Origin of the sequence: Bifidobacterium asteroides, assembly GCF_003202755.1 — a bacterium.
GTDB lineage: Bacteria > Actinomycetota > Actinomycetes > Actinomycetales > Bifidobacteriaceae > Bombiscardovia > Bombiscardovia asteroides_F.
Genome location: NZ_QGLK01000001.1, coordinates 524,695 through 537,443 on the forward strand (window position 1 = coordinate 524,695; position 12,749 = coordinate 537,443).

The following is a 12,749-nucleotide window of genomic DNA, read 5'->3' on the forward strand; positions in this document are numbered from 1 at the left end:
ATGGAGTTCAGCATGTGCCTAGCGATAGAGGCTGAAGGGCGGACCTAGTCTGGAGGGCCCCAACATCTTGGGGGATTCGACTGTATTAACGTGCCTCTGATTGACGCCGCTATGTCTTTGCTTGATCAGCAAAACGACCATCTGCTTTAAGCTTGTCGGCCAATAATAGACCGGTTGTCAGGTTTGTTCCTGATGCAGGATAATCGGCTGACTGCGCGCGATAAAAGCGGCTGCTTCCACTATTGCTGTCGGTGGTCGATTGATAGATGTGGTGGGGGCGCGAGAGGGGTGTCGGCTCCCTTGGGGATTGAGCCTTGAATGACACTCGCCTCCGTGCGCCCCCAGTAAGGCCGAAGCGGGGGGATTAATCCGCTCCGGTCTTTCTTACTCGTGCGAAGCGTGTGACAGCTGTCGCTGTTCCCTCCGGTAGCGACGGGCTGCTATGACACCCCCCATGCCGATCATGCCGGTGGTCAGGGCGAGCAGTATGCCTTCCCCGCCGGCCTGAGGGAGCACGCCCAAAGGCGTGTAGGTATATCTGAGGGTGGTGTCCGGCTTTTGGGCTGCGCCGCCCAGCGTGTAGTCGACGCTGACCGTGACCGTGCCCGGCTCATGAGCGGGTGTGACCACTGTGACGCTGCCGTCATCTTGGCTTTTGGGTAGGTCCTTTACGACGGTGCGGTCGAATGTGATGCCGGTAATCACCGGCTGCAGGTTGAACACTACTGGTACTGGGGCTAAACTCCGACTTCCTGCGTCGGGATTGCCGAGTTGGCCATAGTAGTTGTATCCCCATGTTCTGGCGCTCCCCTCCTCGTCGATTGCCAACGAATGCCAGCCTCCACTACTGATCTGTGTAGCGTTCAAGCATGGGCCTGGTGAGCTTGTGGATTGGGTGGAGGCGAATACCTTCACCGGAGAATGCTGATCATTCGTGGTGTTGTTGCCGAGCTGGCCATACTCGTTACTCCCCCATGCCCAGGCCCTTCCCTCCTCGTCGATTGCCAGCGAATGCTTAAATCCGGCGCTTGCTTGTATTACTTTCACCTCCTTGTTTTCGGTGGTGGGGAATTGTACGGACGCGGGAAGAGAATTCGCGTTTTTGCCGCTGGTGCTCCCGTTGCCGAGTTGGCCATAATAGTTGTATCCCCATGCCCAAGCCTGGCCATCAGTGTCGATTGCGAGCGAGTGCCAGCCTCCTGCACTGACCTGTACAGCTGTAACGCTGCCTGACTCTTTCTTGGGGTATTGCACCAGCGTGGGAGCGGTATTTGTACTACTATCGCCGTTGCCGAGTTGGCCATACCTGTTGTATCCCCATGCCCAGGTGTTGCCTTCATTGTCGATTGCCAGCGAATGCTCATACCCGGCACTTGCTTGTATTACTTTCACCTCTTTGTCCTCAGTTATGGGGAATTTTGCGCGTACCGGAATAGAATTCGCGACATTAGACGCACTGCTAGTGCCGTTGCCGAGCTGGCCATAGTGATTACGTCCCCATGCCCAGGTGCTTCCATTTGCATCAATTGCCAGCGAATGTTCGCCTCCGGCACTCACTTGTATGGACTTCAGTCCCGTGGTCGCATTGGAGCTGGTAGCGGGGTCACGCACTCGCAAGGGAGCAGTGGAATAACCGCCGTTGGTATTGTTGCCAAGCTGGCCATATGTGTTGTCTCCCCAGGCGTACACGTATCCGTCGCTGCCCAGGGCAAGCGAATGCCCATCTCCGGCGCTAACCTGTACATAGGTGAAATCATTTGGTAGATTCGTATATATCATGGGATCGGGCTTCTTCACCACGACCGGCTTGTCTCGTTGAGTAGTGGTCCCATCGCCAAGCTGCCCGTAGTCATTGTTCCCCCAAGCGTAGGCGTTTCCATCACTGCCCACAGCCAAGGAAAAAGCAAACCAAGTGCTTTTTGAGCTGCTGATCTGGTTGAATTTGATGCCGCTGATATTGGCGGGTGGGGTGATGGTGGTCTGTTGCCCGCCAAGCTGGCCACCCTTGTCAGGGTTGATCTTCCAAGTGTTGCCCGGGTTCTTGGGTGTCCATTTGGCGGTGAGCGTGAGGTTGTCTGTGACAGGCTTGCTGAAGTCGTAGGCGACGTTTTTGATGAACCACCCGTCAAACAGGTAGCCTTGACGGGTCGGATCGGGGGAGGGCCGCTGTACCCTGCCGTACGGATAGGAGACCTTCTGGTTGTTGGGTGTCGGGTCTCCCTCGCCTGTGTTGAAGTAAACCGTGTAGCTGGTTTCTGTTTCGGTGTCCCTGGTCAGCGGCTGGTCTACGGTGTATTGGAGACTTTTGGTGAAGGTCTGGTCATCCTGCCTGCCGACGAGTGTGATGGTGGTTGGTCCGGGCTTGTGGGCTGGGGCATCTGCCTGCCAGGTATGATTCTTTCCGGTGAGTTTCAGCGGCTGGCTGTCCATACTGGCTGATTCAAGGGTGGGCGCCTGAGTGGTGTTGAGCCTGACCGGTTTGCTGAGTTGGCCTTGAGCGTCCAGACTCCACGTGAGTATGCTGCCATGCTTGTCGATGGCGGTGATCTTGCTGCCAACACTGGCGGCTTGTACGTACTGCTGGTTCCCGTTGTATACGCGCATCGGCGTTTCGCTGGGCTTCCACGTCCAAACGCGTCCCTCTGTGTCTGTGATCAAGGCCTGGTCCGCGTTGGCGATGATCCAGCTGGTCTGCGCGCCGTCCGGCAAGCCGACTAGGTTCACGTTGGTTGTGCCGTCGGCCAGGTACCAAGCCTGACCGTCCACGGCCAGGAGGAACCCCTGGTTGAGAGCTGCTGCTTGGATGATGCGTCTGCCCTGGTCCTGCTTGACGCGTGCTGGTTCGGCTTTTCCAATCTTGCTCGTCTCACAGGCCCAGGCCTGCCCGTCCGCGTCCAAGATGAGGATCCGCTTGTTGGAGGCGGCGGCGAGGATGGCCTGCGCTTTTCCGGGCAGGTTGGTTGCGGCTTGTTCTGTCGGTTTTATGCTCTGGTTGTCTATTGGGTCGGTTTGGAAGAGGTGGACTTGTCCTTGCTGGTCCACCGCTAGCAGCTGATCATCGTGCATGCTGATGCTGGTGAACCCGGTGTTCTGGTCAGTGTTGAGGATGGTGGGCATGGCTTGTGCGCTGGTCCAGGTGTAGATCTGCTGGTCGGATCCTAAGGCGGCATCCCAATGGCTGCCGGCTGCGGCCTGCAGGTAATGGAACCCGTCGGCAGCATGGGTGGGGAAGGGGACCTGCTTTGGTGTGCTTTCCTGCATCCATATGTAGATTCTGCCATCGCCGGTCAGTCCGACAGTCTGGTCGCCTGCGGCGTGGATATTGCTGAAACGTGGTTCTTGCTTGTCGGGCGGGCTGATGGTCAGACGGGCTCCGGAGGCGGGCCCGTGGTCCGGGCTCAGCGTCCAGTCCGTGATTTTCGACCACTGAGCTTTCAGGGTTATATTCCGGAGTACCGGGGTTTGGAAGTCATAGGGCTGGCCGTCAAGCGTCCACCCGTCGAACCGGAAGTCCTCACGTTGCGGATTCTTTTCCGGAGAGGTGGCTAAAGACCCGGTTTTCACGGCTGCTTTGGTTGGTGTGCTGCCGTCGGCCGGGTCGAAGTGCACCTCGTGTGCATCTTGATCATCCGTTTTTTCTGATGATTTAGCCGCAACGGAGTTTGTGCTGTCAAGTGTTCCCGTCGTTGATGACGGGGTGACTGGACTCGCTGTTGGGCTTAATGGTGTGGTGGCTTGTAATACCGATGGTGAGGGCAGTGTTGTGCTGGTTGTGCTGCTGGGGGTAATGCCTGGGGTTTGTTTAGCTACGCGAGGGGTCTGACGACCCCCCCCCCCGGTGAGTACAGGAGCGTCCGCCTGGGCGGATGCGACGCTCAGACCTGTCAGTAGGCTCAGCAGGACGGTCGTCATTGCCAAGATGCGGCGCAGACGGAAAACCATATGCATGAAACCAAAACCCCTTCACCAAACGTCAAGCGGTGTCAAAGCCGCCTGCACATAACGTCTTGTCTGTCGGAAAGTCCTTCTGTCTTTCAATGCCGACTCAGCATCAGATTGCACGAGCCATAGCGGAAAGCCATCTGTTTTCCGACACCCCTATTTTCACCATACCACCAAGTTAAAAAGCAACACACGAAGTAATTTGTGGTAAGTGATTTGGAATTATCTGGTTTATAGACCGTGTCATCGTCGGTTTTTACGGCAGCGCAGTAATTCCGATTAATCGCATCACTGGTGAAAGCGCTGCGTGAGCATTACCCTAATGAATCTCGCCCCCGCCACGATATTCATCACTGATTGGCCATAGAACGCTGATAAACAACTGAATCGGTGGGGGTTTCAGCATCTCAAAGCAGCCGACTATAGCAGCTTGCTCTTGCTTGGTCTGCAAAAAGACGACCCAGACAAGCATGGTAACAAGTAGCAAACAACCATAGGTTTTGTTCCTGACACGAAACAATAACCTCCAACGTCAAGAGCAGTTGCTTCCTTTATCGCTGTCGTGTGGTTGATCAATAAGTGTGGTGGGGACGCGGGAGGGGCGTCGGCTCACTTGGGGATTTGAGCCTTTAGTGACGCTTGCTTCCCTGCTCCCCTTATTCCGGCAGGAGGTGGGGGGGGGGTGATATATGCCCTCGGCCTTTCTTACTCGTGCAAAGCGTGCAATAGGCGGTGTTGTTCTCTCCGGTGGCGGCGGGATGCCAGCACTGCGCTCATGCCGGTCATGCCGGTGGCCAGGGCGAGCATGACGCCCTCACCGCCCGCCCGGGGGAGTACGCCTGCAGGCGTGTACGTGTATCTGAGGGAAGTGTCGGTCAAAGTCTGTCCTGAGCCGCCCATCGTGTAGTCCACGCTGACCGTGACCGTGCCCGGCACGTGCGCAGGCGTGAGCACGGTGACGCTGTTGCTGTTGTTGATATTGGTCAGATTCGTGCCGGGGCTAGAGTCGAACCTGGCTGCGCTGATCACCCGAGACAGGTTGAACTCCACTAACACCGGGGCATAGGCATCTTTGTAGCTGTTGTTGCCGAGCTGACCATAGCCGTTGTATCCCCATGCATACGTGTATCCATCCTTGCCGATAGCCAGAGAATCCCAATTTCCCGCACTGACCAGAGTGCTGTTCAGACTTAGATCAGTGTTGTTTGGGGATGCAGGATTTCGCACCTTTGCTGGTTGTCTGTGAACAGTGGAACTGTCATAGTTGGTATAACCAAGTTGGCCGTAATCGTTTCGTCCCCACGACCATGCAACCCCATTGATATCTATAGCTAGGGAAGTGTCATATCCTGCACTGACTTGGCTGGCTTTGAAGGCGATAGAGGGATTGTCGGGATTGTATACCTGCATTGGAACAAAAATTCTGTCAGTCTTCGTGTTTTGCCCGAGTTCGCCCCAATAATTCCATCCCCATGGCCAGGCGTTCCCTTGGGCATCGATGGCAATGGTATGCTCAAAACCAGCGCTGATCTGAACGCTTTTTAAACTTTTGCTTGTGTCATCGGGATTGTTCGGGTCGCTCACGCGCCCAGGGACAGGATTTGCGCCGTTGAAGCCGCTGCTGGTGCCGTTGCCGAGCTGACCGTAACTGTTGAATCCCCAAGCCCAGGTGTCCCCGTTCTTGTCAATCGCTAATGAGTGAGCCCCTCCCGCAGCTACTTTTATTGCCACCAGCCCTTTGCTTGTATCCGTAGGATATTCTGGATCGCACACGCGTACGGGAGCGCTCGAGTATTTGCTGCTAGTGCCGTTGCCGAGCTGACCATGGTGGGGGTTGCTTGTTGGCTGTTCCAGGCGTAGATGTGCTGGTCGGATCCGAGGGCGGCCAGCCATCGGCTGCCGGCTGTGGCCTGCAGGTAGCGGAACCCGCTGGGAGCCTGGGCGGGGAAGGGAACCTGCTTGGGCGGGCTGTCTTTCGTCCATGTGTAGATTCTGCCGTCGCCGGTCAAGCCGCCTGCAGTGTGGATGCTGACGTAGTAAGGCTCCTGCAGGCTGGGCGGGCTGATGATCAGCCGGCTGCCTGATGCGGGCCCATGATCCGGGCTCAGCGTCCAGTCTGTGACTTTGGTCCAGTTGGCTTTCAGGGTTGTGTCCTGGAGGATGGGGGTCTGCGAGTCGAACGGCTGACCGTCATGCGTCCATCCATCGAACCGGAAGCCATCACGTACAGGGTTGTGTTCCGGAGGGGAGGCGAGAGTCCCGGTTTTCACGCTCTCATGTGTCGGTTTGCTGCCGTCGGCCGGGTCGAAGCGCACCATATGCATGGCTTGATTATCTGTCTTATCGGATGTGCTATCAGGCGAGTCCGTCGTTGACGGGGTAGCTTGTATAGGTGATGGCGAGGTTAGTGGGATGTCTGTTCCGTTGCTGGGGAGAGTGGCGGGGGTTTGCTCAGCTACACCAGGTGTCTGTAGACTTCGCCCGATATTCGCAGGAGCGTCCGTCGTCCCGGCGGGAGCGACATCGTCCGCGTTGGCGGAAGCTGTTGCCAGGCCTGCCAGCAGGCTCAGCAGGACGAGCATCATCGCCGATGCGCGACGCAGACGAGAAGCCAGACGCATGAAATCAAAGCCCCTTCACTAACAGCAAGCGAAGCCATCATCGCTTGCCTACAAACGTCTTGTCTGTCGAAAAAGCTGCTCGGTGTGTCAGCGCCAGTCCTGCATCAGTCGAAAAGGCCCTGACGAAAACCGCTCAGATCCTCAACACCCCAGCTTTCACAATACCATCGAAACAAAATACAGCTGTACTGTTGACCAGCCGTGGTAGCAGCGAAAGCGACGCGTAAGTAGTGCACTGTCAACTGCTATTTACCTTTAAGTCCTTGTCTGCCCGGCGATAGAATGAACTGACGTATCAGGCGTGAGGGAAGCGACGACCATAGTGACGACTTTGGACGATGTGGCCGGTGAGGCCGGGGTGTCGCGGATGACGGCATCCAATGCCTTGCGGGGCAAATCCTCAGTCAAACCCGCCACGGCGCGTCGAGTGCTGGAGGCGGCGCAACGTCTGGGGTACCGGCCCAATCTGGCGGCCCGGCGACTCAGTTCGGGCAGATCCGGAATCATCGGCTTCTCCACTGTGGAGCTGGACCGTTCGCCCTTCTCGGCGGCCCTGGCGGCGGCGATATCGGACCAGGCCTTCAGCATGGGGTATCAGACGCTAATCCAGCAGACGCGGCAAATGGCCAGTTACGAGTCATCCATGGTGGCAGACATCGCCACCCAATTTTGCGAGGGAACCATCCTGTCCGCGCCGGTCCTATCCGCTGACTCTATCGCCGCGCTCAATCGGCGCTATCCCTTGGTGGTTTTCGACGGTCCGCGGCTGGACTCGTCTGTAGACACCGTTCGCAGTCCTAACCGACAGGGTGCTCAGGCAGCAGTAGAGCATCTGATAGACCATGGTTGCCGGCGGATTCTGGTTCTTGGCACCGCCTATAAAACCCCAGACCAATTGGCTCAGTCCAGCCTAGGGCGGGAACAGCGGCTCTTGGGTGCCATGCAGGCAGCACAAGGTCATGGAATCCGCCTAGGGCCTGAAGATGTTGTCGACTGCGACTGGGATCAGGGCAGCGCCGACCAGGCCATGGCCGCTCTGCTGACTCGCCGCAGGGATTTTGACGGGGTCTTTGCCCTGACGGATGTGGTAGCCATCGGGGCCCTGCACGCGCTGGGTGCACATGGTGTGCGAGTGCCCGAGCAGGTAGCCCTGATTGGTTTCGACGGGCTGGAAGTGTCCCGCTTTCTCACACCTGCCCTTTCGACCATTTGCGTAGACGCTGACCGGGTGGCGGCCGAGTGCCTGCGACTGCTCATGGCTCGGATGAAGGATCCGCCCGGCAGACATCAGCCCGAGCAGGTGGACCTCCCCTTCACGCTGGTGGAGGCTGGCAGCACAGCCAGATCCTGAACTCTTCAACCGCGGATCAGCGCCAGAGTCAGCAGGTCAGGGGTGGGACCTTCGTCTCAGGCCTGGACCTGTACCCTGACAGCCCGGTCGGGCAGAGCGTCCAATCCACGACCGGTCAGGGGGTAGCGGTCCAATATTCTGCCGTTTTCACGGCTTCTTACGGGCTGGCCCAATTCCAGGCCTTCCGCCCGCAAGGAGTAGGGTGCGGCGCTGTCCTGGTCCCGCATGGCAACCTCCAGCATTGTCGCGCCGCCGGTGGCATCCCGCAGCCGGTATGAGAAGCAGCCCCCGGCCAGGGCGTGACGGGTGTTGATTCCCTCAATCAGCTCCTGCCGGTCATTCCTGCCCTGATACTCGTGGTCGATTTCGGACTGCTGGGACCCGCAGCTCATGGGCCTGCTCCTGTGCATCGATCTCTTCCAGGGCTCGGCGAACACGGTCCTTATCGCCATCCTTCGCCCAGGGCAGGTAGACCGAGTATCGCGAGGCTTCGATGGAAGTGAAGGGGACCAGTAGCAGGCGCGAATCGGTCCACCCTTGTTTTCCGGTCTTGGGTCTGGAGACGGCCATTTCTATGGCACCGTCATCCTGGGGCGCTCCCTGGAGCACGGGCAGGTCGCCCAGCGGACGCAGGGGGCCGGAGGCGATGTGCCTGGCACGGGAGTCGTCAGCCTTAAGGCCTATCAGGTCGGCATCGTCGCTGCGGGCGGCCATGACCTTGACACCGCGCAGCAGGCTGACCCAGTCTGAGCCGGCCTGCTGTGCATTGGCGTAGATGCTGCCGGGGGTCAGTCGCACCTGGGATGGTGTGAAGCGGACATCCGGTTCAAAATTGTTTTGCGCTGATTGGGATTGATGGCGTGCGTCGGTCATGGCTCCTCCTCGCGACGAATCGACGGCTGTGTTCGGGGTGCCGTTCGGACAGGCCTGCGGTGGCTGAGCCGTCGGCGTTGCTGACGATAATTGTAGCGCTACATATACGGTAATGTCGCGGTATAAGCCATTGTCCATGTTGGCGATGTTGCCATGCGATGCCATTGCCGCTCTGAAGGAAGTATATGGGTGGCCCCATTGCGTCGGGGGAGTTGGGGCCACCCCTGTGGTCCGGGCTTTATGTTGGGGATAGTGATAACCCGGACCTTCTTACACAAGCGAAGTCTTTATTGTTGTCTGCTGAGGGTTCCCAGCCGGTGGCGTCTGGCTGCTGCGGCGCATGCGAAGGCGAGCAGCCCGGCGACTAGCAGGGGAAGCAGGCCGCCTCCTCCGGCCGAGGGCAGCTGGCTGATGGAGGTGTACCGATACGTGTTGCTGGTATCGGGGGTTTGGGCTGCTCCATCCAGCCTCCAGTCGATGGTGACGGTTGACGTGCCGGGCATGTGTGCCGGCGTGGTCGCCGTCCAGGTGCCGTCGTGGTTCTTGGTCAGGTCAGGGGTTTCCACATTGTCGAACAGGACATGCGTGGGGGTGCCTTGCCCGGGGAAATTGTCCATGGCCGGGCTGGCGGCCTGGGTGTTGCCGGCGTCGCGGCCCAGCTGACCATTGGTGTTGTCTCCCCAGGTGTAGAGGTTGCCGTCAGAGCCCAGGGCCAGACTGTGCCATGCTCCTGCGCTGGCTTGTGTGAACGTGATGCCTGCCGGCGTATCGGTTTTGCCTGGCATGTCTGCCGGGGTTTTGCTGGTGTCGCGGCCCAGGCGCCCATGGCTGTTGTCTCCCCAGGTGTAGAGGTTGCCGTCGGAACCTAAGGCGATGGAATGTTCGTCTCCTGCGCTGGCTTGGGTGAAGGCGAGATCTGCCGGGATGTTGGCTTTGCCTGGCTTGTCAGCAGGTGTGCTACTGGTGTCGCGGCCCAGTTGTCCATTGTCGGCATTGCCCCAGGTGTAGATGCTGCCGTCGTCGCTTACGGCCACGGAGTGGCTTCTGCCTGCGCTCGCATGGGTGAAGATGATGCCTGCAGGTGTGTCGGCCTTACCGGGCTTGTCTGCCGGAGTGCTGGTGGTGCTGCGTCCGAGTTCGCCGTGGGTGTTGCTACCCCAGGTGTACGCATTCCCCTGAGTGTCGAGAGCCACTGTGTGGCACCAGCCTGCACTGACGCTACTGAAAGTGACGTCTGCCGGAGTGTCGGCTTTTCCAGGCTTGTCAGCAGGGATGCTGCTGGTGTCGCGGCCCAGTCGGCCGGCGCTGTTGTCTCCCCAGGTGTAGAGGTTGCCGTCCGAGCCCACGGCTACCACATGCGATCCGCCTGCGCTCGCCTGGGTGAAAGTGATGCCTGCCGTGGACTCCACCTTGTTGGGCCTGTCGGCTGGTTTGCTGCTGGTGACGGCGCGGCCCAGCTGTCCTCGGCTGTTGTCTCCCCAGGTGTAGAGGCTGCCATCGGAGCCCAGGGCCACGGAAAATCCCGAGCCTGTGCTGACATGAACGAAGTTGACGCCTGCAGGGGCCTCCGCTTTGCCGGGATGGCTGTCCTGCTTGTCGGCGGTGTCGCGGCCCAGCTGCCCATGGCTGCTGTTGTCTCCCCAGGTGTAGAGGCTGCCATCGGAGCCCACAGCCGCGGAATGGAGGTCTCCTCCGTCGACTTGGCTGATGCGGATGCCGCGTTTCATCGGCGGGGTCAGTGTGACGGACTGGCCGCCTGACTCGGGACCGCTGGCCTTGTCGAGCTTCCACTTGGTGTCGGCACTGCTCCAGTGGGCGGTCAGGTTCACCTTGCCGGTGACCGGCCTGCTGAAATCGTAGGCTGTATCGCCGGTGAACCAGCCGTCGAACAGGTAGCCCCTCTTGGTTGGATCCTTGGCGGGGCGTTTCACATGGTCGCCCTCGGTCACGAGTTGGAGGTAGAACCCAATGCCACCGGCAGGGTCGAAAGCGATAAGGTAAGTGCCCAGGTACCTGTAGGGCAGATGCGCGTCTGGACGCTTGCCGTTCATCTTCCAGGTGACGGCCACATCCACCCTGCCATGCTCATGTCTGGGTGTGGTGACGCTCCAGGTGCCGTCCGTGTTGGCGGTCAGGTTGGTGCCGGGCGTCCCGCCGAAACTCACCTTGTCGGGTTTGGGATCCTCGGGGAAGGCGACCATGCCGGGACGGCTGTCATAGTTGCCGCTGGTGCGGCGTCCCAGCTGGCCGTACTTGTTTTCTCCCCAGCTGTAGAGGTTGCCGTCGGAGCCGATGGCCAGGGAATGGGAATAGCCTGCGCTGACCTGGGTGAATTTTGCGACGCCTGTCGGCATGGTGACCTTGCCTGGCTTGGTGCCGTATAAAGCCGATCCGGTGTCGCGTCCCAGCTGGCCCCGATTGTTTTCTCCCCAGCTGTAGAGGTTGCCGTCCGATCCCAGGGCCAGGGTATGCCTGAGTTCTGTGCTGACCTGGGTGAATTTCGTCACGCCTGCCGGCATGGTCACCTTGCCCGGTCTGCCGTTACGGTAGGGATAACCGCCGGTGTCCCGTCCTAGCTGGCCGTGTTCGTTCCATCCCCAGCTGTAGAGGTTGCCGTCTGAGCCGGTGGCCAGGGATGTCCACTCTCCGGCCGCGATCCAAGTGAATTTTGTGATGCCTTCCGGGGTGGGCACTTTGACCGGTTGGCCGTCTTTTCCCGCCAAAGCGGTGTCGCGTCCCAGTTCGTCATAACTGTTGTCCCCCCAGGTGTAGAGATCGCCGTCCGAGTCGAGGGCCATTGAGTAGAAGGTCCCTGCGCTGAGCTGAGTGATTTTCGTGATGCCTGCTGGCATGGGCACCTGGTCTGGCTTGACGTCGTATGGGGCGGAACCCGTGTCGCGTCCCAATTCACCGTGCTTGTTTTCTCCCCAGCTGTAGAGGTTGCCGTCTGATCCTAGGGCCAGGGAATGCCATTTTCCTGCGCAGGCTTGGGTGAAGCGGACGCCGGCCGGGGCAGTGACCAGGCCCGGCTGATTGTCTATCTCGGGGTCGTCTTTCGGGGACTTGCTTACGGTCTCGCGCCCCAGTTCGCCGTAACTGTTGTGTCCCCAGCTGTAGAGGTTGCCGTCCGAACCGATGGCCAGGGAGTGGTAGTAGCCTGTGCTGACCTGGGTGAAGTGGACACCATCTGGCGGAGTGATAAGGCTCGGCGTGCGCTTTTCTTCTTCAGGGGTTCCCAGTATGTAGTTGTTGTCTCCCCAGCTGTAGAGGTTGCCGTCCGAACCGATGGCCTGGGAACCTTCTATTTTTGCTGGGATGATATGGCTGAAGCGTATCTCTGGTTTGGTGGGCGGGGTCAGGGTGATCTTGGTGTCTCCTGTGGCTTTCCCAGAGGTGGGGGAGAGGCTCCAGGCGCTGGTTCCCTTGGTCCAGTGGGCGATCAGGGTCAGGTCTGTGGTGACCGGCTGTGTGAAGTCGTAGGCCACCTTTGAGTCGCCGTAGGCGTCTTTGGTGAACCAGCCGTCGAACTGGTAGCCCTTCCTGATTGGGTCCTTGGCGGGCCGGCTGGCCTGGGTGCCTTCGGCAATGGTCTGCGAGTCGACGTTGCTGCCGTCAGCGCTGTCGAAGATGACCTGGTACGAGGTTGAGGCTGTTTGCGGACGGCCGGATGTCGCAGTCGCCAGCGTGGGTGTGACCACGGGGGTTGCTGTGCTGAAGGATGCGTCTTTTTGCTGGCCTGTTGCGGTTTCTTCCAATTTGGTCGGCTGGGGTGGGTTGATTGTTTTCGCGGTGGCGTCAGCCGCAGTGAGGCTGCCGATAATCATGCTGGCTGGAAGAATGACGATGACCTTCAAAAGGTCTACAACAATGGCTGACCGGGAAGATGCGTCCGGATGGCACATGATCGCTACAAACCCCTTTCCCAAGATAAGGCGGTCAAATGATGAAAATCCCAAGTTTTT

Annotated in this window: 7 protein-coding genes; 1 reads left to right on the forward strand and 6 read right to left on the reverse strand. The window is 59.2% G+C overall.

Translation table 11 applies throughout. The annotated features are described in order from the left end of the window. Positions 1-384 precede the first annotated feature (384 nt). The 3 genes from DKK74_RS01960 to DKK74_RS08805 all read right to left on the reverse strand — a co-directional run bounded on the left by DKK74_RS01960 (position 385) and on the right by DKK74_RS08805 (position 6,563). Positions 385-3,948, reverse strand: coding sequence for an RCC1 domain-containing protein (locus DKK74_RS01960; protein ID WP_110412520.1), 3,564 nt, complete (start codon positions 3,946-3,948; stop codon positions 385-387). Positions 3,949-4,647: 699 nt separating this feature from the next. Continuing rightward, positions 4,648-5,715 carry an RCC1 domain-containing protein gene (locus DKK74_RS08800; protein ID WP_258334411.1) on the reverse strand — a complete coding sequence of 356 codons (1,068 nt, stop codon included), beginning with the start codon at positions 5,713-5,715 and terminating at the stop codon, positions 4,648-4,650. Next, a complete protein-coding gene (locus tag DKK74_RS08805) occupies positions 5,664-6,563 on the reverse strand; it encodes an InlB B-repeat-containing protein (protein WP_258334412.1) in 900 nt (299 codons plus the stop codon). The genes DKK74_RS08800 and DKK74_RS08805 overlap by 52 nt, the downstream gene beginning before the upstream one ends. A gap of 322 nt (positions 6,564-6,885) precedes the next feature. Between DKK74_RS08805 and DKK74_RS01970 the strand changes: the two genes are divergently transcribed. Then, positions 6,886-7,914, forward strand: a complete 1,029-nt coding sequence (locus DKK74_RS01970; protein WP_146210526.1) for a LacI family DNA-binding transcriptional regulator — start codon at positions 6,886-6,888, stop codon at positions 7,912-7,914. 56 nt (positions 7,915-7,970) lie between these two features. Here DKK74_RS01970 and DKK74_RS01975 read toward each other — a convergent pair whose 3' ends face one another. The 3 genes from DKK74_RS01975 to DKK74_RS01985 form a co-directional block, all read right to left on the reverse strand. Further along, a complete protein-coding gene (locus DKK74_RS01975) occupies positions 7,971-8,306 on the reverse strand; it encodes a DUF6805 domain-containing protein (protein WP_110412522.1) in 336 nt (111 codons plus the stop codon). Continuing rightward, on the reverse strand, positions 8,251-8,787 hold the full coding sequence (locus DKK74_RS01980) for a DUF4986 domain-containing protein (protein ID WP_181414866.1): 537 nt from the start codon (positions 8,785-8,787) through the stop codon (positions 8,251-8,253). The genes DKK74_RS01975 and DKK74_RS01980 overlap by 56 nt, the downstream gene beginning before the upstream one ends. 287 nt (positions 8,788-9,074) lie before the next feature. Then, the gene (locus tag DKK74_RS01985; RefSeq protein ID WP_181414867.1) at positions 9,075-12,689 is read right to left on the reverse strand and encodes an RCC1 domain-containing protein; all 3,615 of its coding nucleotides are present in this window, start codon (positions 12,687-12,689) and stop codon (positions 9,075-9,077) included. Positions 12,690-12,749 lie beyond the last annotated feature (60 nt).